This window comes from Amnibacterium sp. (assembly GCF_051956055.1).
Taxonomy (GTDB): Bacteria; Actinomycetota; Actinomycetes; order Actinomycetales; family Microbacteriaceae; genus Amnibacterium.
In genome coordinates, this window is the sequence record NZ_JBQCGC010000039.1 from 1 (window position 1) to 21259 (window position 21259).

General features: G+C 72.6%; 21 protein-coding genes. 12 read left to right on the forward strand and 9 right to left on the reverse strand.

Going from position 1 to position 21259, the window contains the following annotated elements; all coding sequences use genetic code 11:
• Positions 1–148 precede the first annotated feature (148 nt).
• The 6 genes from ACTHLI_RS06130 to ACTHLI_RS06155 form a co-directional block, all read right to left on the reverse strand.
• Positions 149–1099 (reverse strand): D-alanine--D-alanine ligase family protein, encoded by a 951-nt coding sequence (locus ACTHLI_RS06130; RefSeq protein WP_440182243.1) that lies wholly within the window; start codon positions 1097–1099, stop codon positions 149–151.
• Positions 1100–1115: 16 nt separating this feature from the next.
• The gene (locus ACTHLI_RS06135) at positions 1116–2429 is read right to left on the reverse strand and encodes a PLP-dependent aminotransferase family protein (RefSeq protein WP_440182244.1); all 1314 of its coding nucleotides are present in this window, start codon (positions 2427–2429) and stop codon (positions 1116–1118) included.
• Between the two features lie 171 nt (positions 2430–2600).
• Complete coding sequence (trxA, locus tag ACTHLI_RS06140) at positions 2601–2927, reverse strand: thioredoxin (protein WP_440182304.1); 327 nt, start codon at positions 2925–2927, stop codon at positions 2601–2603.
• Between the two features lie 37 nt (positions 2928–2964).
• Positions 2965–3996: a thioredoxin-disulfide reductase gene (gene trxB, locus ACTHLI_RS06145; protein ID WP_440182245.1), complete on the reverse strand. Its 1032-nt coding sequence runs from the start codon at positions 3994–3996 to the stop codon at positions 2965–2967.
• A gap of 177 nt (positions 3997–4173) precedes the next feature.
• Positions 4174–5775 carry a murein biosynthesis integral membrane protein MurJ gene (gene murJ / locus ACTHLI_RS06150; protein WP_440182247.1) on the reverse strand — a complete coding sequence of 534 codons (1602 nt, stop codon included), beginning with the start codon at positions 5773–5775 and terminating at the stop codon, positions 4174–4176.
• The gene (locus ACTHLI_RS06155; RefSeq protein ID WP_440182248.1) at positions 5772–7805 is read right to left on the reverse strand and encodes a DUF6049 family protein; all 2034 of its coding nucleotides are present in this window, start codon (positions 7803–7805) and stop codon (positions 5772–5774) included. The genes murJ and ACTHLI_RS06155 overlap by 4 nt, the downstream gene beginning before the upstream one ends.
• A gap of 105 nt (positions 7806–7910) precedes the next feature.
• On the opposite strand from ACTHLI_RS06155, the gene ACTHLI_RS06160 reads away from it, so the two are divergent.
• The 8 genes from ACTHLI_RS06160 to ACTHLI_RS06195 all read left to right on the forward strand — a co-directional run bounded on the left by ACTHLI_RS06160 (position 7911) and on the right by ACTHLI_RS06195 (position 14039).
• A complete protein-coding gene (locus ACTHLI_RS06160; RefSeq protein WP_440182250.1) occupies positions 7911–9341 on the forward strand; it encodes a CCA tRNA nucleotidyltransferase in 1431 nt (476 codons plus the stop codon).
• Between the two features lie 241 nt (positions 9342–9582).
• A complete protein-coding gene (gene rpsF / locus ACTHLI_RS06165; RefSeq protein ID WP_440182251.1) occupies positions 9583–9990 on the forward strand; it encodes a 30S ribosomal protein S6 in 408 nt (135 codons plus the stop codon).
• Positions 9991–9996: 6 nt separating this feature from the next.
• Positions 9997–10527, forward strand: a complete 531-nt coding sequence (locus ACTHLI_RS06170) for a single-stranded DNA-binding protein (protein ID WP_440182252.1) — start codon at positions 9997–9999, stop codon at positions 10525–10527.
• Between the two features lie 123 nt (positions 10528–10650).
• A complete protein-coding gene (rpsR, locus tag ACTHLI_RS06175; protein ID WP_440182253.1) occupies positions 10651–10908 on the forward strand; it encodes a 30S ribosomal protein S18 in 258 nt (85 codons plus the stop codon).
• A 15-nt stretch (positions 10909–10923) separates the two neighbouring features.
• The gene (gene rplI / locus ACTHLI_RS06180) at positions 10924–11382 is read left to right on the forward strand and encodes a 50S ribosomal protein L9 (RefSeq protein ID WP_440182255.1); all 459 of its coding nucleotides are present in this window, start codon (positions 10924–10926) and stop codon (positions 11380–11382) included.
• A 412-nt stretch (positions 11383–11794) separates the two neighbouring features.
• Complete coding sequence (gene dnaB, locus ACTHLI_RS06185; protein ID WP_440182305.1) at positions 11795–13162, forward strand: replicative DNA helicase; 1368 nt, start codon at positions 11795–11797, stop codon at positions 13160–13162.
• 59 nt (positions 13163–13221) lie between these two features.
• The gene (locus ACTHLI_RS06190) at positions 13222–13785 is read left to right on the forward strand and encodes a hypothetical protein (RefSeq protein WP_440182256.1); all 564 of its coding nucleotides are present in this window, start codon (positions 13222–13224) and stop codon (positions 13783–13785) included.
• Complete coding sequence (locus tag ACTHLI_RS06195; protein ID WP_440182258.1) at positions 13782–14039, forward strand: hypothetical protein; 258 nt, start codon at positions 13782–13784, stop codon at positions 14037–14039. Before ACTHLI_RS06190 ends, ACTHLI_RS06195 begins: the two co-directional genes overlap by 4 nt.
• A gap of 17 nt (positions 14040–14056) precedes the next feature.
• On the opposite strand, the gene ACTHLI_RS06200 is transcribed toward ACTHLI_RS06195, so the two are convergent.
• Together ACTHLI_RS06200 and purB are read right to left on the reverse strand one after the other, a co-directional pair.
• Positions 14057–15286, reverse strand: a complete 1230-nt coding sequence (locus tag ACTHLI_RS06200; protein ID WP_440182259.1) for a GAF domain-containing protein — start codon at positions 15284–15286, stop codon at positions 14057–14059.
• Positions 15287–15399: 113 nt separating this feature from the next.
• The gene (purB, locus tag ACTHLI_RS06205; RefSeq protein WP_440182260.1) at positions 15400–16782 is read right to left on the reverse strand and encodes an adenylosuccinate lyase; all 1383 of its coding nucleotides are present in this window, start codon (positions 16780–16782) and stop codon (positions 15400–15402) included.
• Positions 16783–16894: 112 nt separating this feature from the next.
• On the opposite strand from purB, the gene ACTHLI_RS06210 reads away from it, so the two are divergent.
• Both ACTHLI_RS06210 and ACTHLI_RS06215 read left to right on the forward strand, forming a co-directional pair.
• Positions 16895–17110, forward strand: a complete 216-nt coding sequence (locus tag ACTHLI_RS06210) for a hypothetical protein (protein WP_440182261.1) — start codon at positions 16895–16897, stop codon at positions 17108–17110.
• A 35-nt stretch (positions 17111–17145) separates the two neighbouring features.
• A complete protein-coding gene (locus ACTHLI_RS06215) occupies positions 17146–18540 on the forward strand; it encodes a hypothetical protein (protein WP_440182262.1) in 1395 nt (464 codons plus the stop codon).
• On the opposite strand, the gene ACTHLI_RS06220 is transcribed toward ACTHLI_RS06215, so the two are convergent.
• Positions 18503–18922, reverse strand: a complete 420-nt coding sequence (locus tag ACTHLI_RS06220) for a phage holin family protein (RefSeq protein WP_440182263.1) — start codon at positions 18920–18922, stop codon at positions 18503–18505. The two genes, ACTHLI_RS06215 and ACTHLI_RS06220, sit on opposite strands and share 38 nt — an antisense overlap.
• Before the next feature lie 247 nt (positions 18923–19169).
• Between ACTHLI_RS06220 and ACTHLI_RS06225 the strand changes: the two genes are divergently transcribed.
• Complete coding sequence (locus tag ACTHLI_RS06225) at positions 19170–20285, forward strand: thiamine pyrophosphate-dependent enzyme (RefSeq protein ID WP_440182264.1); 1116 nt, start codon at positions 19170–19172, stop codon at positions 20283–20285.
• 5 nt (positions 20286–20290) lie between these two features.
• On the forward strand, positions 20291–21256 hold the full coding sequence (locus tag ACTHLI_RS06230; RefSeq protein ID WP_440182306.1) for an alpha-ketoacid dehydrogenase subunit beta: 966 nt from the start codon (positions 20291–20293) through the stop codon (positions 21254–21256).
• Positions 21257–21259: the final 3 nt, after the last annotated feature.

Sequence of the window (21259 nt, forward strand, 5' to 3'; positions counted from 1 at the left end):
CGCGTCCGGGGGGGCTGTGTGGGGGTGGGGGGGGGCGCGGCGCCCGCACCGCCCCCCCCCCCCGCGGGCGCCCCCCCCCCGCCCCACCCCCTGAGCTCTTTCTTCGACTGCCCGGCCGGGCCGCCCAACCCCCCCCCCCCACGAAGGGTCAGTCGCCGGCGAGGGCCCGCTGCGTGATCGCGGCGTACGCCTGCGACAGGTCCCGGCCCGTCGAGAGCAGCGCCTGCGGCAGGAGGCTCGTCTCCGTCAGCCCCGGCATCACGTTCGACTCGAGGAACCACGGTCGTCCCTCGGCGTCCACGATGATGTCCGCCCGCGACAGATGGCGCAGCCCCATGGCCTGGTGCGCGAGCACCGCGAGGTTGCCGGCCACCGCCGAGACGGCGGGGTCGAGCCGCGCCGGGGTGTAGAACCGGGTCTCGCCCGCCGTGTAGCGCTCCTCGAAGCCGTAGAAGCCGCTCCTCGGCACGATCTCGACCGCAGGCAGCGCCTCCGGGCCGTCGTCCCCGTCGAGCACGCCCACGGCGATCTCGGTGCCGACGATCCGCTGCTCGATCAGCGCCTCGTCCGCGTAGGTGAACGCGTCCATCAGCGCCCGCGGCAGCTGGTCGGCGGCCTCCACCACGGTCACGCCCTGCGCCGAGCCGCCCCGAGCCGGCTTGACGACCAGCGTCTCCGACATCGAACCGAGGATGGTGTCGATCGCGCTCCTCGCACCGATCTCGCGGAACACCTCCCTGGTGAGGGTCACCGAGGCCGGGGTGTCGCCGCCCGCGCTCGTCACCAGCCGCTTCGCCGTCGGCTTGTCCCACGCCAGCCGTGCGGCGGCCCCGCGGCTGCCGATGTAGGTGAGGCCGGAGACGTCGAGCAGGGCGCGGAGCGACCCGTCCTCGCCGCTCGCGCCGTGGAGGGCCGGCCACACCACGTCGGGTCGCCGCTCGAGCAGCGCGGGCAGCAGGCGTGCGTCGGGCTCCGCGGTGGTCACGCGCCAGCCGAGTCGCCCGAGCGCGTCGACCACCCGCCGTCCCGATCGGAGGGACACGTCGCGCTCGTGCGAGATGCCGCCGGAGAGCACCACCACGGACGGGGTCTGGGTCATGCGTCTTCTCCTCGGTTCAGCGGAGGTCGGGGGGCGGGGCGCCGACAGCGCGGTCGTCGCGTCGGGGAGCGAGGGATCCGGTGCCCGCGAACGCCCGGACGAGCTCGAGCTCCCCGTTCACGACGGTCGCGAGCCGCTGGATGCCCACCGCGATGTCCTCGGGCGTGGGATAGCAGAAGGACAGCCGCATCTCCCGGCCGCCCGAGCCGTCGGCGTAGAAGCCGGTGCCGGGTGTGTAGGCCACCAGCTCCCGCACCGCCCTGGGCAGCATCTGCTTCGAGTGCAGCTCCTCCGGGAGCCCGACCCAGATGTAGAAGCCGCCGTTCGGCTCGTTCCAGGTGAGGTTCGGGAGATGCGTCTGCAGGGCGGCGAGCATCGCGTCGCGGCGTTCGCGGTAGACGGCCCGGAACCGGTCGACCTGCGCGCGCCAGTCGACGGTCTCCAGGTACTCGGCGATGAGGTAATGCGTGAAGCTGGATGGCGACAGGATCGCCGACTCCGCCGCGAGCACCAGCTTCTCCCGGATCGCGTGGGGCGCGACGGCCCACCCCACCCGGAACCCCGGTGCGAAGGTCTTGGAGAACGAACCGAGGTAGACGACGCCGTCCGGGTTCAGCGTCTGCAGCGGAGGGGGAGGCGGCGCGTCGAACCAGAGCAGCCCGTAGGGGTTGTCCTCGACGATCAGCACCTCGAGTCGCCGGCAGATCTCGACGACCCGAGGCCGTCGCTCGGCCGAGAGCGTCACGCCGGCGGGGTTGTGGAAGTTCGGGATCGTGTAGAGGAACTTCACGGTCCTGCCGAGCGCCCGCTGCTCGAGGATCGCGGCCTCGAGCACCTCCGGCACCAGGCCGTCCGCGTCCATCGGGAGGTGGACCACCTGCGCCTGGTACGACTTGAAGACGCCGAGCGCCCCCACGTAGCTCGGCCCCTCGGCGAGGATCACGTCGCCCGGATCGATGAACAGCTTCGTGACGAGGTCGATCGCCTGCTGGGAGCCGGTCGTGGTGATCACGTCGTCCGGGGAGGCGCTGATGCCCTCCTCCGCCATCACCTCGACGATGTGCTCGCGGAGGCGCGGGAGCCCCTGCCCGGACCCGTACTGGAGCGCGGCCGGCGCGTTCGCGAGCAGCATCCGGTCGATGGCGCCGGCGACGGACTCGCGCGAGATCGCGCGGACGTACGGCATGCCGCCGGCGAGGGAGACCACCTCCGGACGCGATGCGACGGCGAAGAGGGCGCGAACCTCGCTGGCGGCCAGCCCCGAAGCTCGATCGGCGTACGTGGCGAGCCACGGGTCGAGATCGGTGCCGGTCGGGCGGAGGTCGCTCACGTCGATTGTCCTAGGCGGGAGTGCTTCAGCAGGACGAGTGCACGGGGGCAGGAGGGATCCATGACGACGGTTCGTCCTGCTGAAGGCGATTCGTCCTGCCGGGGTGCTGGCCCCCGCCCTGGATCCGTGCTGCCGCGGTGCGGCGGAACGGCCGGTTCTGGGAGGGGGCTGTCAGGCCAGGACGGAGGCGAGGTCCGCCTCGATGGCGGGCTTCGGCTTCGCGCCGATGACCGTCTTCACGACCTCGCCGCCCGAGTAGAGCTTCATCGCCGGGATCGACGTGATCTGGTACTTCATCGCCGTCTCGGGGTTCTCGTCGACGTTGAGCTTGACGATCGAGATCTTGTCCGCGTGCTCCTCGGCGATCTCCATCAGCACGGGGCCCACCCGACGGCAGGGGCCGCACCAGGCCGCCCAGAAGTCCACGAGCACAGGCTTGTCCGACTTGAGGACCTCCTGCTCGAAGGTCGCATCGGTCACTTCGCGCATCGCGCTGATCACTCCTTGTGATGAAGACGAGGGACGGAGGGGAACTCTACGCCCGGCCGACCAGTTCGCCGTCCGGCGTGAACGTCGCGCCGGACGCGGGGGCCTCGCCCGGCGTGGCGTCGCCCTTCGCGCGGCTGAGCAGGTCGGCTGGGAGCGCCGCGAGGTAGTGCTCGGCGTCGAGCGCCGCGACCGTGCCGGAGGCGGCCGCGGTCACGGCCTGCCGGTACGTCGGGTCGATGACGTCGCCCGCGGCGAAGACGCCCGCGATCGAGGTGCGGGAGGAACGCCCGTCGACCTTGATGGTGCCCTCGGGGGTGAGCTCGAGCTGGTCCTTCACGAGGTCGGTGCGCGGGTCGTTGCCGATCGCGATGAACACGCCGTCGAGGGGGAGGTGCTTGTCCTCGCCGCCGTTCGTGGAGGTGAGACGCACGCCGTCGACAAGCGATCCGCCCTGGATCTCGTCGATCTTCGCGTTCCACTGGAACTCGATCTTCGGGTCGCCCTTGGCGCGCTCCTGCATGATCTTCGACGCGCGCAGCGTGTCACCGCGGTGGATCAGGTGCACCTTCGACGCGAACCGCGTGAGGAAGGTCGCCTCCTCCATCGCCGAGTCGCCTCCGCCCACGACCGCGATCTCCTTGCCGCGGAAGAAGAAGCCGTCGCAGGTGGCGCACCACGAGACGCCGTGACCGGAGAGGCGCTCCTCGCCCTCCACGCCGAGCTTCCGGTACGCGGAGCCGGACGCGACGATCACCGTGAGGGCCTCGTAGACCTTGTGCGACTTGCCCTGACCCACGTGGACGCGCTTCACGTCGCCGTCGAGCTCGACCGCGGTGGCGTCCTCGAGCACGATCTCCGTGCCGAACCGCTCGGCCTGCAGCCGCATGTTCTCCATCAGGTCCGGGCCCATGATCCCCTCGGGGAAGCCGGGGAAGTTCTCGACCTCGGTGGTGTTCACGAGCTCGCCGCCGGCCTCGACGGAGCTCGCGATGAGCAGCGGTGCCAGCTGGGCGCGGGCGGCGTAGATCGCGGCCGTGTACCCCGCGGGGCCCGAGCCGATGATGATGACCTGCCGCATGTCTCGCTCCTCGTCCACGATCACGGAGGGTGAAACGGTAGCCGTCGGCGCCCTATTCCGGGCGAGGCAGCGCCCGCCAGGCAGCGAGCCGTGAGTCCTTGAGCAGGACTCAGCACCGATCGCAGGACGGAGCGCGCGTCTCCGTCCTGCTCATGGTGCTGGGTCCTGCTGTCGTGCTCAGCGGCGGAGGCGGGCGCGGACGAGGCCGGCCGCGAGGGCGATCTCCGGGGCGCGGAGGGCGGCGAGCACGGCGACGTAGACCACTGCGCAGGCCAGCGCGACGATCGCGGCGCCGAGGATCCCGCCGATGCTGGAGGAGACCGGCCAGCCGTTGGTCAAGCCTCCGATGCTCCAGAGCACGAGTAGCCCTACTGCGAGGGCGGGGACGCCCGCGATGGCGAGCCGGCGGAGCGCTCCGGCGAGGTGCGGGTCGAGCAGCGGGCCGATGCGGCGCCTGAGCAGGACGACCGCGACCACGAGCTGTACCGTGCCGCCGATCGAGATCACGAGCGCGATGGCCGCTGCGATCCAGGCGGCGGGCAGGAGGAGGCACAGGAGGATGCCCGGCACGACGACGACGAGCTGCGCGAGGGTGAATCGGAACGGTGTGCGGGTGTCACCGAGCGCGTAGAACGCCCGCTGCACGAGGTAGAGGGCGGTGAACGGCAGCAGGCCGACGACATAGCCGATGAGCACTGGCGCAGTCGCGCCGGCCTCTGCGGCGGCGTGGCTGAAGATCGCGCTCGCGGGCAGCGCGGCGCCCAGCAGGACGGCGGTCGCCAGCCCCATCACGAGCAGCACCGCGCGGAGGGCGGTGCTGAGATCGTCGCGGACGGCGCCGATGTCCCCCTCGGCCGCGTGCTCGCTCATCCGGGGGTAGAACGCGGTCGCGAGCGAGACCGTGATGATCGAGTGCGGCAGCATGAAGAGGAGCCAGGCGTTCGACAGCGCGAAGTTCGACGCGACGCCCGGCTGGCTGGCCGTGTCGGCGACCAGGCTCTGGAGGAAGCCCGCCGCCTGGGTGAGGACGAGCATCGCGAAGGTCCACCCCGCTGCCTGCCCGGTCGCGCGCAGGCCCACCCCGCGCCAGCGGAAGTCGGGACGGAACCGGAGCCCGGCGCGCCGCCAGACGAGCACCAGGGTCAGCGCCTGCACGGCGAGCCCGAGGGTGGCGCCGCCGGCGAGCACGAACGACTGCGCGGGTGGCAGGGGGTCCGAGGCGAGCTTCGGCACCGCGCCGAACGCGGCGAGGAACAGCCCGAGTGTCCCGAGCGCGACCACGTTGTTCGCGACCGGCGCCCAGGTGTACGCACCGAACCGCTTGCGCGCGTTCAGCACCTCGCCGAGCACGGCGTACATGCCCAGGAAGAAGATCTGCGGCATCGACCAGTAGGCGAACGGCACTGCGACCGCATACGTGGCGGCGTTGCTCGCGGTCAGGTGCATCACGAGCGGCGCGCCGATCGTGAGGACGACCGTGAGGGTACCGATCGTCACGATCGCGATGGTCAGGAGCTTGTTGACGTAGGCCACGCCGCCGTCCGCCCCCCGGCTGGCCCGGATCGTCTGTGGCACGAGCACCGCGCTGACGAGCCCGCCGCCGATGAGCGCGTAGAGGCTCGTCGGCATCTGGGTCGAGAGCGTGAGCGCGTTCCCGATCACCGTGCTCTGGCCGCTCAGCACGATCGTCAGGAGAAACGTGCGCGCGAACCCGAGGAGCCGGGAGACGATCGTCCCGGACGCGAGCAGTGCGCTCGCGCGCCCGACGCCGGTGCTCACGACGACGCCTCCTGGCGCGGGTTGCGGCGCCTGGCGATGTTCCGGTAGACGCCGAGCCCGAGCAGAAGCGCGAGCGCCGCGAGCAGCACGACCGCGACGAGCGTGTCGAAGCCCGCCGAGACGGTGAACTGCCGTTGGCCCCGGTCGAGCAGGGTGCCGTCAGCGGTGCTGAGCGTGAGCGAGACGTCGGTCGCGCCGTTGGTGATCGACCGATAGGTGAGCTTCGCCTGGTTCTGCCCGGATGCCGGCACGGCGACGGAGGCGGAGGCGTCGTCGAACTGGAGCTTGCCGTTGCTCGCCGACGCCCGGACGATCACCGCCACCGGCTCGGGGAGCCCGTTCAGCACCGTCACCCGCAGCGTGCCGTCGGCGCCGATCGCGTTGCTCTCCGATCCCTCGGCGAGGCGGACGAGGCCGACCAGGTGGGTGAACCCCTGCTCCACGGAGGAGGCGACCGCCTGCCAGCGATCGTCCTGGCCTCGCCAGGCCGAGGAGAGTGCGCCGAGCAGGGCGAGCCGCTGCGGCGCGGTCACCGTGTCCGGGTGCGCGGTGACCGCCTTGCCGAGCTGCTGGACCCGCTGCTCGCCGGCGAGCAGGGAGCGCGCGGTGGCCGTCCTGGACGCCGCGATCGTCGACGTGCGCAGCCGGACGACCGGTGCGGTGCGGACCGAGCCGAGGTCCGCGAGCGATCCGGTCCGCACCCAGGACTCGCCGCGCAGCGTGCGCAGCACCCGGTCGAGCCTGGTCGTGTCCGCGGACCGGCCGACCGTGGCGAGCAGCGTGGTCGTCTCGCCGGAGACCGCGGCGGTCGCGAGCATGCCGTTCAAGGTGGCGAGCGCCGAGTCGCCGGCCACGCCGTTCGCGCTCGCGTCGGACAGCAGGGAGGACACCGCGGCGTCGGAGACGAGGACGCCGGCCGCGCCGATCCGGGCGAGGGGTCCGGCGGTGCGGCGGGCGGAGGTGTCGACGAGGTCGTCGGTGGACAGGAGGACCTGGTCGCCCGCGGCGGCGAACCGCGTCAGGTCGCTCGCGCCGCTCGTCCCCGGGACGGGCCACGCGACCTTGCGGTCGGACCAGTTCCAGGCGGTCAGGTCGGCTGCGCTCGCCGAGGGGCTCGCGGTCGCTGTCGGCGCGGGGGTCGGTCCGGTCGTGGCGGTCGCGAGCGTCACCCCGGCGAAGCTCGAGGGGTTCAGGTCGCTCCGCGAGCCGGCCGCCTGCGCCAGGGTGAGGTCGGTGTCCGCGTAGGGGAGGCGGAGGAACTCGTTCGGGAGCCCGCCGAGCCGGTCGAGGAACGTCCGGACGTCGGCAGGGGCTGCGGCTCCGGCGATCCGGACCGAGGCGATCACCTCGGGGTCGAGCGCGATCGCGGCGCCGGGGTCCGCCTCGGCCGCCCGGAGGGCCGAGCCCCAGGCGCCGTTCGGCGCGACCAGCGCCTCCTGGGTGCTCACGTCCACGACACCCGTCGAACCCGCGGGTGCGAGCACCGGCACGATCGTGTCGAGGCCGACCGCCGCGTGCGAGCCGGAGGCGACGCGGACGACCGACGAGTCCGCGACGGTCTGCACGGCGCCGTCGTCCGATCGGTAGCGCGCGTAGAGCAGCCGCGCGCCGGACGCGCTGCTCAGGATGCTCGAGAGCACGTCGGCCTTCAGCGTCACGTGCACCGAGGCCGTCGACCCGGTGGCGAGCCGCGGGACCGCCGACGTCGCGCCGTCCGCGAGGTACCCGAGGAGCACCTGATCCGGATGCTGGATCTTGCCGAGGAGGTAGTCGGTGCTGGCGACGGGCGCCTTGTCCAGCGACAGCGCGATCCTGCCGGTGGGCAGCGCCTCGGTGCCGTCGTTCGTCACGGTGACCGTCACGCCGAGGTCCGTGCCGGAGCGGACGCCGCCCGCGCTGTCCGGCGCGACCACGATCGATGCCGAGGCGGTGGCCGCCGACGCCGGTGCGTCGCCGACCCCGGACGTGACGCCGAGCGCGGCGAGCACGCTCGCGGCGAGCACGGCGGCCAGCGTGCGGCGGCCCGTCACCGACCCGTGTCGGGCACGCGGGTGAGGGGCTCCGACATGCGGGCGAGTGTACGGAAGCCCTCCCCCGGTCGGGGGATGCCGCGCCCACCTCCATAGGCTGGTGCCATGCATCCCGTGGCTGCCGCCGCGCCTCGGCTGACGGCGCTCGCCGAACGGGAGTCGGTCCGCCGCGTGGTCGAGGCCTTCACCTCCGCCGGGCACGAGATCGCGCTGGTCGGGGGTCCGGTCCGCGACGCGCTCATCGATCGGCAGGTCACCGACATCGACCTCACCACGTCCGCGCGGCCGGAGGAGTCCGCGGCGGTGCTGCGACCGATCGCGTCCGCGATGTGGGACGTCGGGCGCGCCTTCGGGACCGTCGCCGTGCGGGTGGCGGGCGACTCCGTCGAGGTGACGACGTACCGGCGCGACGAGTACGTGCCGTCGTCGCGGAAGCCGGAGGTGGTGTTCGGCGACACCCTCGACGGCGACCTGCGCCGGCGCGACTTCACCGTGAACGCCGTCGCGGTGCGCCTGCCGTCGCTCGCGATCGTCGACCCGACCGACGGCATCGCGGCGGTCGTGGACCGGAGGCTGACGACGCCCTCCCCCGCCGTCGAATCGTTCGACGAGGACCCGCTGCGGATGCTGCGGGCCGCGCGCTTCACCGCGCAGCTCGGCTTCGAGCTCGACGACGAGGGCAGGCGGGCGATGACCGCCCTGGCCCCGAGGATCGACGTGGTCTCGCAGGAGCGGGTGCGGGAGGAGCTCGTGAAGCTCGTCTCCACCGACCGGCCCACCGCCGGGCTCGAGCTGCTCGTCGAGACGGGCCTGGCCGACCGCGTGCTGCCCGAGCTCCCGTCGCTCCGGCTCACCCGCGACGGCGAGCACCGGCACAAGGACGTGTACCAGCACTCGCTCCAGGTGCTCCAGCAGGCGATCGACCTCGAGCACGACCGCTTCCCCGGGCAGGCGCCGGACGTGGTGCTGCGCTTCGCCGCCCTCCTCCACGACATCGGGAAGCCGGCGACGCGACGCTTCGAGCCGGGCGGGGTCGTGACGTTCCATCACCACGACGTGGTGGGGGCCAAGCTGGCGCGCAAGCGGCTGAAGGCGCTGCGCTTCCCGAACGCGGAGGTCGACCGCATCACGAAGCTGATCGAGCTGCACCAGCGGTTCTTCGGCTACGGCGAGGGGGCGTGGACGGACTCGGCGGTGCGGCGCTACGTGCGCGACGCGGGCGAGCTGCTGCCGCAACTGCACATCCTCACCAGGGCGGACGTCACGACGAGGAACGAGCGGAAGGCGCGTCGCCTCGCGGCCGCCTACGACGATCTCGAACGGCGCATCGAGCAGCTGCAGGCGCAGGAGGAGCTGGACGCCATCCGGCCCGACCTCGACGGCGAGTCGATCATGCGCATTCTCGGGCTGCGCCCCGGGCCGGATGTGGGCGCCGCGTACCGCCACCTCCTCGACCTCCGGATGGAGGAGGGGCCGCTCGGGCCGGAGGAGGCCGAGCGTCGCCTCAAGGCGTGGTGGAGCTCCCGAACCTCTTGAGCCCTTCGTTTTGAAGGGGTTTCGGCGTCGAAGCCCTGAAGCGTTCGGGTCGACCTGCGCCGAAACCCCTTCAAAACGCACGCTGTGTCCCAGCCAGGCCCGGAACCCCTTCAAAACGCGCGCTGGTCCGCATGGGCTACGCTGTTGCGGTTGCCCGGGCGGCGTCAGCATGCCCGCGGCACGGTTCACACCCTCCTGCCACGGATCGTCCGTGGCCGTTCAGACCAGAGGAGGTGGGGTAGTGACGCAGAAGTACGAGCTCATGGTCATCCTGGACCCGAGCATCGACGAGCGGACCGTCGCGCCCAGCCTGGACCGGTTCCTCGGTGTCATCCGCGACAGCGGTGGCACGGTCGACAACGTCGACCTGTGGGGCCGTCGCCGGCTGGCGTACGAGATCGACAAGCACACCGAAGGCATCTACGCCGTCGTCGCCCTGACCGCGACGAGCGCCGCGACGCAGGAGCTGAACCGGCAGCTGGGGCTGTCCGAGGCGGTGCTCCGCACGAAGGTGCTGCGCGCCGACGAGGCGGTCGCCCGCATCGGCAAGCCCAACGACAACGCCGGTGAGCCTCGTCCGGAGCGCGGTGAGCGCCCCGAGCGCGGTTCGCGTGGTCCCCGCGCGCCCCGTCCCGCCACCGCGAGGTAGTCGGCCGTGGCGGGCGAGACCATCATCACGGTCGTCGGCAACCTGACCGCCGACCCGGAGCTCCGGTACACGCAGAACGGCCTCGCGGTCGCGAACTTCACGATCGCCTCGACGCCGCGCACGTTCGACCGCGCGAGCAACGAGTGGAAGGACGGCGAAGCGCTGTTCCTCCGCGCGAGCGTGTGGCGCGACTTCGCGGAGCACGTGGCCGGCTCGCTGACGAAGGGCTCCCGGGTCATCGCATCCGGTCGCCTCAGGCAGCGCAGCTACCAGGACCGCGAGGGGCAGAACCGCACCTCGATCGAGCTCGAGGTCGACGAGATCGGCCCCTCGCTCCGGTACGCGACCGCCCAGGTCACCCGCGCGAGCGGTGGTGGCGGCGGTGGCCGCGGCCAGGTCGGTGGTGGCGGCGGTGGCGCAGGCCGTCCGCAGTCGCAGCCGCAGGACGACCCGTGGGGCGCGCCCTCCGGCGGCTCGGGCGGCGGCAACGACGGGTGGAGCACCCCCGGCGCCTACGACGACGAGACCCCCTTCTGAGTTCATGGTCTTCGATCCGCGAGCGGATCGAAGCCTGTGCCGTACCGGCGCGCTGAACGCGCGCTCGGCTGACGGCGGTCTTGATCTCAACTCTTCATCTACTTCTCACGTAAGGACAACGACATGGCAGGCAAGTCGCGCGGCGACAGCCGCAAGCCGCGGAGCAAGCCCGGGAAGACCGTGGCTCCCGCGAAGCGCATCAAGGTCGGGGTGATCGACTACAAGGACGTCGCCACCCTGCGCAAGTTCATCTCGGAGCGCGGCAAGATCCGCGCCCGCCGCATCACCGGCGTCTCGGTGCAGGAGCAGCGGCTCATCGCCCGCGCGGTGAAGAACGCGCGTGAGATGGCGCTGCTCCCCTACTCCGGCTCCGGCCGCTGATCGGGGGCTGACCACATGGCAACCACGAAGCTGATCCTGACGCACGAGGTCTCCGGCCTCGGCAGCGCGGGCGACATCGTCGAGGTCAAGGGCGGGTACGCCCGCAACTACCTCGTCCCGCAGGGCCTCGCCACGGGCTGGACCCGCGGCGGCCAGAAGCAGGTCGACCAGATCGCGAAGGCCCGCACCGCGCGCGCCGCCGCGTCCCTGGAGGAGGCGCAGGCCGTGAAGGCGCGTCTCGAGGCCCAGCCGGTCCGGATCTCGGTCCGCACGGGCCAGGCCGGCCGCCTGTTCGGCTCGGTCTCGACGGCGGACGTCGCCGACGCGGTGGCGGAGGCGGGCCTCGGCCCGATCGACCGCCGCACGGTGGAGTTCGCCGCGCCGGTGCGCTCGACGGGCACCCACGAGGCGACCGTCCGACTCCGCGAGGACGTGACCGCGTCCCTCACCCTGGAGGTCGTCGGCAAGCGCTGACGACCCCGCTGCGCTGACGGCGCCGATCCCTTCGGGGTCGGCGCCGTTCGGCGTTCCCGATGGTCTGCGTGGGAGACGATCGACGACCCGTCCGTGGCCCGACACGCCGAGCGCGCGATGTCCCCGATCCGCGCGGACGAGTTATCCCCAGGTTGACCTGTGCACTCTTCCATACCTGATCAGAAGCCGTTTCTAGGTGTTGCTCAGGTTCGTGGAGGCGTCGCTGTCCACAGGCTCTCCACATGGGTACAACCGGTTCCCCAGCGCGTCGTCCACACCCCCGTGCACAGGCCGTCGCGTAGGTTCACCGGACCGGCCGAGCGATGTCCTCGCCCGGTGCTAGACCACGGTGGACGCGGGTGGCGGAGCAGCCGCGCGAGACGCGTGAGGGGGGAGTCGAGTCGGCATGTCGATGACGGAGTGGGACGTCGAGAGCGGTCCCTGGGACGAGCAGGCGACCCGGAAGCAGGAGCGGGTCCCCCCGCACAACCTGCTCGCCGAGCAGAGCGCGATCGGCGGCATGCTGCTGTCGACCGACGCGGTCGCCGACGTGCTCGAGGTCGTCGTCGGGGCCGACTTCTACCTGCCGAAGCACGAGGTCATCTTCCAGGCGATCCTGAGCCTCTACTCGCGGGGCGAGCCGACCGATGCGATCACCGTCGGCGACGAGCTCGCCCGCACGGGCGACGTGCAGCGGGCCGGTGGCGAGGCCTACCTGCACACCCTCACGAACATCGTGCCCACGGCGGCGAACGCCGGGTACTACGCGCAGATCGTCGCCGAGCAGGCCGTGCTGCGGCGCCTGGTCGAGGCGGGCACCCACATCGCGCACCTCGGCTACGAGGCGCAGGGCGACGCGATGGACCTGCTGAACCAGGCGCAGGCCGAGGTGTTCGGCATCGCGCGCGAGTCGGCGACGGAGGACTACGCGCCGCTGTCCGAGGCGGTGACGATCGCCATCGACGAGATGGAGGCGGCGAGCGGCAGGGACGGCGAGCTCACGGGCGTGCCGACCGGGTTCCGTCAGCTCGACGAGCTGACGAACGGGCTGCACCCCGGGCAGATGATCATCGTGGGCGCCCGCCCCGCCATGGGGAAGTCGACCCTGGCCCTCGATCTCGCGCGCAACGCGAGCGTGAAGGCCCACATGCCGACGATCTTCTTCTCGCTCGAGATGGGCAAGAGCGAGATCGCGATGCGGCTCATGGCGGCCGAGGCGACGATCTCGATGCAGGACATGCGGAAGGGCCGCCTGAGCGCGGACGACTGGACGAAGATCGCCGCCACCCGCGGCCGCATCAACGACGCGCCGCTGTACATCGACGACAGCCCGAACATGACCCTCGTCGAGATCCGGGCGAAGTGCCGGAGGCTCAAGCAGAAGGTCGGGCTGAAGCTCATCGTCATCGACTACCTGCAGCTGATGTCGAGCGGCAAGCGCGTCGAGAGCCGGCAGCAGGAGATCAGCGAGTTCTCGCGTGCGCTGAAGCTGCTCGCGAAGGAGCTCGACGTGCCCGTGATCGCGCTGTCGCAGCTGAACCGCGGGCCGGAGCAGCGGGCCGACAAGCGTCCCGCGCTCTCCGACCTCCGCGAGTCCGGCTCGATCGAGCAGGACGCGGACATCGTGATCCTGCTCCACCGCGAGAGCGCGTACGACCGGGACCAGCCGAACCCGGATGCCGACCTGATCGTGGCCAAGCACCGCGCCGGCCCCACGGACACCGTCACGGTCGCCTTCCACGGCCGCTACTCGCGCTTCGCGGACATCGCCGCCGTCTGACCCGCGCAGCGCACCGTACCCTTGACCCTCGGCCCGCGCGCTCGGGTCTGGAGGAGCCTGTGAGCACGACGACGAGACCCCATCGGTCGGCGGTCACCACGCCGATCGCGGTCGCCGCCAGGGCGGTGGTCGCCGCGGTGCCTGCGGTGGCCGTCACCTTCGGCCTCGACCACAGCGCGCCGGGGCGGTTCGGGCTGGGGGTCCTCGGCGGATTCCTCCTGCTCCAGGGTGTCGTGCTCGCCGTCTGCGTGACCGGCCTGGCCTGGAGCCGCGCCGGCCGCGCGATGGTGCTCGCCCGCGCCGCGGTCTCCCTCGTGGGCGGCGTCGTCGCCCTGACGGGCATCGCGGCCGGCGGCGGGCTGCTCAGCCCGGTCGAGGCCGTCGTGTTCCTCCTGGTCGGGGCGCTCGAGATCATCGGCGGGCTGCTCCGCTCCGAGCGGGCCGAGCTGAGCGGGGACGCGGTGGTCGTCGGCGGCCTGCAGGTGCTGGTCGGCGTCGTGCTCGCCGTGCTGCACTCCGACCCGCTGCTGGCGGTCGGCGTCCTCGGTGCGTGGGGGGCCGTGGTGGCCGTCTACCTGGGCATCTCGGCCGCGAACCTCCGACGCAGGAGCGGGCGCGCGTGAGCCGCCCGTCGCTGCGCGCCAGGATGAAGCCGCTCGAGCTGGTCGGGATGGCCGCCGTGCTCGGCGTGTTCGCCGGCGTGATCACCCTCATCGGCAGCCGGTCGCTCGACGGCGCGCTGATCCTCGCGGGCATCGCGTTCATCGCGGCGCTGCTCGTGCTGGCGATGCTCTCGCTCGCCGCAGGCGAGCAGCAGCCGCACGACCCGGACGTGCCCGTGCTCGACCGGGAGCGGCCGCCGAGGAAGCGTCGCTGAGCGGTCGCCGACCCCGATCAGGTCGCGAGCGCCGGGTCGAGCCAGCCGGCGGCGGCGGTCGCGCGGCGGATGACCGCCTCCACCTCGACCGCGTACTCGCGCAGGCGCTCCAGGTCGATGCTCTCGGCAGCGCGGGGGAAGCCGTTGTTCACGCACATGCTGCCGATGACCGTGCCGTCCTCGGCGTGGACGGGGACGCCGGCGTAGAACTGCGAGTGCACCAGCTCGAGGAACGCGTTCTCCGAGAAGCGGGGATCCCTGGTGGAGTCCTCGACGATCAGCGCCTCGCCGGTGGCGACGACGGTCTCGCAGTAGCTGAGCGCGCGGGGCATCGCGACGGGGGCCGATCCGGTGTTCGCGACGTGCCAGGCGCGGTCGCCGTCGAGGAGGGAGACCATCGCCTCCGTCACCCGGAACTCGGCGGCCGCGCGCAGCACGATGGCGTGCAGCTCCGTGAGGTCCTGCTCCCTGCCGCGCTCCACGATGGCGCGCACCTCTGGTCGGTCGAAGCGCTCGGCGCGCACGAACGGGCTGGTCGTGACGCGCGCGTGCCGGACGGCTGAGGCGACGGCGGCGGCGATCGGGAGTGTGAACGCCGCGTAGAGGTCGCCGCCCGCGCGCTGCCCGATGAAGCGGGCGAGCCGCGGCGCGGCCAGGTAGGTGACGTCCGCCCGGACGGCGGCGAGCCGGTGCGCGACCTTGTCCAGCCGGCGTGCATGCCGGTGCGCGATCGGGTTGAGCGAGCGGACCCGGTTCGGCACGTGCACGTCCGGGATGCCGACGAGCACCACCGGAGCGCCGGCGGGCAGCCCCGACTGCAGCACGTTGAGCAGGTTGACGAGGCGCGCCCCCCACTCGGCGACGGGCGTCAGCCGCATGGCGTCGTTGGCGCCGATGGCGACGATCGCGCCCTGGAACGTGGCATCCGCGCGGTCGGCCAGCCAGTCGACCGCGGTCGCGGCGCTCATCGTCTCGTCGCCCACGAACTCCACCTCGCACGCGGTGCCGGTGATGGCCCGGATCGCGCGAGCCAGCTCGCCGGTGGGGCCGAGCCGGTGGCTCGAGACGCCCCACCCGTGCGCCAGTCCGCTCCCGATGAAGAGGAACCGCAGCGCGTCCCCGTCTCCGGTACGGACCCAGGGCAGGTCGAGGGGTCGCGGGAGGGTCCTCCGCCGGTTGCGCATGGCCGCGTAGAGCAGCTCCGCGGGGCGGCGGAGGAGGGCGGTCGGGCCCGGCTGGTTGGTCACGTTCCAATCGTGGCTGAACCGTTTCGCCGACGCGGCCCCCAGATGTCGGGTGACAGGGAATGCAGGGGCAGGTCGGCGATCCGTGCACGGACCCCGCGGACCCGGCCGCGACGTCAGCGCACGTGGTCCACGAGGTGCTCCGCGAGCCCGGTGTACGTGGCCGGGGTCAGCGCAGCGAGCCGGGCCGCCGCGGCCTCCTCGAGGCCGAGCTCGCCGACGAACTCGCGCAGGCGCTCAGCGGTGACCCGCTTGCCGCGGGTGAGCGCCTTGACGAGCTCGTAGGGGTTCGTCGCCGCGCTGCGGCCCGCGACGATCTCGGCCCGCACGACCGTCTGGATCGCCTCGCCGAGCACCTCCTGGTTCGCCTCCAGGTCGGCGAGCAGCCGGGCCCGGTCGAGGTCGATCTCGTGCAGGCCGCGGCGGAGGTTGTCGAGCGCGACGAGCCCGTGACCGAGTCCGACCCCGATGTTGCGCTGCGTGGTCGAGTCGGTGAGGTCGCGCTGCCACCGCGAGGTCACGAGGGTCCGCCGGAGGGTGCCGAGCACCCCTTCGGCGAGCTCCAGGTTCGCCTCCGCGTTCTCGAACCGGATCGGGTTGACCTTGTGCGGCATCGTCGAGCTGCCCGTCGCACCGGCCTGCGGCACCTGGATGAGGTAGCCCTCGGCGATGTACATCCAGACGTCGGTGCAGAGGTTGTGCAGCACGCCGCCGGCGTGCTCGATGCGGCCGTACAGCTCGACCTGCCAGTCGTGCGACTCGATCTGTGTCGTGAGGGGGTTCCACACGAGACCGAGCCCCGTCACGAAGGCGCTGGTGAGGGCCTCCCAGTCGACGTCGGGCGCGGCGACCACATGGGCGGCGAAGTCGCCGCTCGCCCCGTTTGCCTTCCCGGTGATCTCGACGGCGAGGATGCGGTCGCGCAGCCGCGCCAGCCGGTGCACGAACACCGCCAGCTCCTTGCCCATCGTGGTCGGCGTCGCGGGCTGCCCGTGGGTGCGCGCGAGCATGGGCGCGTCGGCCCAGTCGATCGCGAGCGCCCGGAGGCGGTCGAGGACGGCGTCGAAGGCCGGGAGCCACACCTCCTGCACCGCGGAGCGGACCGTCAGGGCGACCGCGAGGTTGTTGATGTCCTCGCTCGTGCACGCGAAGTGGACCAGCTCGGCGAGCGCGCCGAGCCCGAGCGCGTCGAGGCGGTCCCGCAGGAAGTACTCGACCGCCTTCACGTCGTGCCTCGTCACCGCCTCGTGACGGGCGAGCTCGGCGACCTCCTCAGCGCCGAACCCGGTGACGAGCTCACGCAGCGCGGCGCGCTGCCCGGGCTCGAGCGGCCGGGTGTCGGCGACGCCCGCGTCGGTGAGCGCGATGAGCCACTCCACCTCGACGTGGACCCGTGCCCGGTTCAGCCCCGCCTCGGAGAGGTGGGCGGCGAGCGACGCGGTGGCGGCGCGATACCGCCCGTCGAGCGGGGACAGCGGCTGGTCGGCCAGGTCGGTCATCGGGCCTCCTTCGGGACGTCCCATTCTCCACAGGGCAGGAGGTCCCGTCCTCCACAGGGCCGATCCCGGCTTCGGCGCCCCGCGGGAGACCGCGCTGCTGCACCATTCCGGCGTGATCCCCTCCTCCCCCTCGGATGCGGCGACGGACACGGACGCGCTCGAGCTCGCGATCCTCGAGCGACTCGTGCGGGAGGTGCGGCTGCCGTCGCCGGACCTGCCCGGCTGGCAGTCCCTCACCGCGGCCGAGTACACGCGGGCGGTGCGCGAGCTCGACGAGCTCCTGGGAGCGGTCGCCGTCGCGCTCGCCGCCGCGAGAGCGGCGCGATGAGCGGCGGTCGCGACCCCGGTGGGAGCGGACCGTCGGTGAGCGGCGGGGGCACCATCGCGGTGGAGACCGACGCCATGGTCGTCGCCGCCAGGACCCTTGCGGCGGCCGAGCACCAGCTCGCGGGGCTCGCCGCGAGGGCGGCCGTGTGCGCAGGCCTCGTGGTCGGCGTCGCCAGGCAGCGGCACGCCGATGACGCCGTCGTCCTCCTGCAGCGCGCGAGACGGCAGGCGGCGACGGTCGCCGCGGGGCTCGAGACGGCGAGCCTCCGGTACGGCGCCGTCGAGCACCTGATCCTCGACGGCCAGCGCGACGTCGCGGCCGCGCTCGCCGCGGTCACGGGATTCACGCTGCGCGTCGTCGCATGCGCGTTCGGGCCGCTCGGCGCCCTGCTCGTCGGCACCGACGTCGTGCTGCTCGCCGGCGGCCTGGTCGCGGTCCGCACGCTGCAGCGCACGGCGGAGACGGGGCGGTTCGCGCCGCAGAGCGACCCGGTCCTCCTGAGAGCGCTCGCGCTGGTGCTGTCCTCGCTCGACGACGGGATCCGCGGAGCGCTGCTGACCGAGACGACGCGGGACGTGCTCGTCGACGACGCCGCGGGGCCGTACGGCCGTGAGGACATCGCGGCGGTGCTCGCCGCCCTGCTCCTGACCCCGGCGGGCGGTCCGCTCGCCGTGACCCGCACGACGCAGCGGGACGTCCGATCCCCGTGGCGCCTGGTCGACCTGCTCGACCGGCTGCCCGACGGCCACGAGCCGGCCGGGCAGGTCCGCATCGAGCGCTACGAGGGTCCGGGCGGTCCGCGCTGGATCGTGTACATCGCCGGCACCGTGACCTTCGCACGGGACAGCGGGGACGAGCCGTTCGATCTCGCCTCCGACGTGCTCGGCGTCGCGCATCGCGAGAGCGACTCCGAGCGCGCGGTGCTCACCGCCATGGCGCGGGCCGGGATCGGCCGCGACGACCCCGTGCTGCTCGTCGGCCACTCGCAGGGCGCGCTGAACGCCGTCCGGGTGGCCGAGGACGGCGGGTACGCGGTCGGGGGCGTCGTCCAGGTGGGCGGACCGACCGGGCAGATCGCCCTGCCGGACGACGTGCCGGTGCTGGCCGTCGAGCACGACGAGGACCTCGTCCCCGCGCTCGGCGGCACCGCGGTCTCCGGTGCTGCGGGGTTGCGCCGCCTCGTGGTGCGCCGCTCGCTGCCGGACGGCGGGTTCGGCGTGCCGACCTCACCGGCGACGGTCGACTTCCCCGCCCACGACCTCGGCGCCTACCGGAGGACGCTCGCAGCGGCGGAGGCGAGCGGCGACGCCCGGGTGCAGGCGTTCTCGCACCGCATCGCCCCGTTCCTCGACGGCGGGCCGGGGCACGCCACCCGGTGGCGCGCGCGTCGGGTCAGGTCTGGTCCCGACCGGACAGCGGACGGAGGATGAGCCCGACGACCCAGCCGATCACGCCGAGCACGAGCGCGCCCAGCACGCCCCACCAGAACCCGTCGACGACGAGCCCGAAGTGGATGACGCTGCTGATCCAGGCGACGAGCAGGAAGAGCAGGCCGTTCACGATCAGGGAGATCAGCCCGAGCGTGAGCAGGTACAGCGGGAACGCGACGATCCGGATGGCCGTCCCGAGCACGCCGTTCACGAGCCCGAAGATGATGCCGAGCAGCAGGAAGGTGAGGACCGTCGCGACCGGATCGTTCGGCCGGTAGGCCACGACGCGCACGCCGTCGGCCTGCCCGAGCAGGGAGAACAGGAGGGTCGTGAGCCACAGCGCGATCGCGTTGACGACCGCCCGCACGACGAACCTGCGCATCCGTCCACTATGGCAGCCACGCCTTCCGAACGCGCAGGGCATCACATCCCGGGCGGCCGCGCGCATCGTGGGAAGCGTGCACGGATCGGGGACGGCTTTGGAGGTGAGCTCCAGTCGCCGCGTCGGATCGGCTCGGTACTGTCCACGGATACAGTGATCGCGCGGGCCGTCCGGCTCGTGACCGGCGGCCATGCGGGCCTGCGCGGACGCGGCGCGGACGCGGACGCACGACGAACGAGGAGCGCAGGTGGCCTCAGCCTCCGAGACGGTGAGCGTGCTCGACCAGCACGGCAGGATCCGACCGACCCCCGCGGCGGAGCCGTTCGCCGACCGGGCGCTCGCCGTCCCGCTCGAGCAGCGCGTGGGGTTCCTGGCCGACATGGTGCGCACCAGGGCGTTCGACGTCGCGGCGGCGAACCTGCAGCGGCAGGGGCATCTCGCGCTCTGGGTGCCGAGCTACGGCCAGGAGGCCGCGCAGGTCGGTTCGGCCCGGGCCGCGCGAGCGCAGGACACGATCTTCCCCGCCTACCGCGAGCACGCCGTCGGCATGGTCAGGGGGCTCGACCCCATGGCGATCATCCGCCTCCTGCGCGGGACGACGCACGGGGGGTGGGATCCGGCCGAGAACGGCAACTTCCGCCTGTACACGCTCGTGATCGGGTCGCAGACGCTGCACGCCACCGGGTACGCGATGGGCGTGCAGCTCGACGGTGCCGCCGGGACCGGCGACCTCGAGCGGGACGAGGCCGTGCTCGTCTACTTCGGCGACGGCGCAACGGCCCAGGGCGACACGAACGAGGCGCTCGTCTTCGCCGCGAGCTACGCGACGCCCCAGGTGTTCTTCATCCAGAACAACCACTGGGCCATCTCCGTGCCGGTCGAACGGCAGTCGCGCGTGCCGCTCGCTCAGCGCGCCTCCGGATTCGGGATGCCCGGTATCCGCGTCGACGGCAACGACGTGCTCGCGACCTACGCGGTCACCGGCACCCTGCTCGACGAGGCGCGAGCCGGAGGCGGGCCCGCGCTGATCGAGGCGCTGACGTACCGCATCGGCGCGCACACCTCCTCCGACGACCCCACCAAGTACCGGCCGGAGGACGAGCTGGCGTGGTGGTCCGAGCGCGATCCGCTCCTCCGCCTCCGGCACCACCTCGAAGCGGAGGGGGTCGGTCGCGAGGTGATCGACGGGCTCGATGCGGAGGCGGCCGACCTCGCTGCGGACGTGCGCCGGCGCACCCTCGAGCTGCCGGACCCGCCGATGTCCGCCATGTTCGAGCACGTGTACAGCGAGCCGCATCCGCTGACCGAGAGCCAGTTCCAGTGGCTCACCCAGTACGAGGCGTCGTTCGGAGGCGCGTCGTGACCGCGATGCCGATGGTGAAGGCGCTGAACGCCGGCCTCCGCCGTGCGCTGGCCGAGAACGACCGCGTCCTCCTCATGGGCGAGGACATCGGCACCCTGGGCGGCGTGTTCCGCGTCACCGAGGGGCTGCAGACCGAGTTCGGCGAGCGGCGCGTGTTCGACACCCCGCTCGCCGAGTCCGGGATCATCGGCACCGCCATCGGCCTCGCCATGCGCGGCTACCGGCCCGTGTGCGAGATCCAGTTCGACGGCTTCATCTACCCCGGGTTCGACCAGATCACCTCGCAGCTGGCGAAGATGACCAACCGGTACGAGGGCCGCCTGTCGATGCCCGTCGTCGTCCGGGTGCCGTTCGGTGGCCACATCGGCGCGGTCGAGCACCATCAGGAGAGTCCGGAGGCGCTGTTCGCGCACACGGCCGGCCTGCGGGTCGTCAGCCCCTCCACGCCGAACGACGCCTACTGGATGATCCAGCAGGCGATCGCCTCCGACGATCCCGTCATGTTCTTCGAGCCGAAGGGTCGCTACTGGCCGAAGGGCGAGGTCGACCTCGAGCGCCCCGCCGTCGGGCTGCACGCCTCCCGGGTCGTGCGGACCGGCACCGACGCGACGCTCATCGGCTATGGCCCGATGGTGAGCGTCCTGCTCACCGCGGCGGAGATCGCGGCGGAGGAGGGCAGGAGCCTCGAGGTGGTCGACGTGCGCTCGCTCTCGCCGATCGACTGGGAGCCCATCGTCGCCTCCGTCGAGAAGACGGGCCGTGCCGTCGTCGCCCACGAGGCCTCCGGGTTCCTCGGGATCGGTGCCGAGCTGGCCGCGGGGATCACCGAGCGGTCCTTCTACTCGCTCGAGGCGCCCGTGCTGCGCGTCGCGGGCTTCGACATCCCCTTCCCCCCTGCCAGACTCGAGAAGCTCCACCTGCCCGACGCGGATCGCGTGCTCGAAGCCGTCGACCGCGCCTTCGCGTACTAGGAG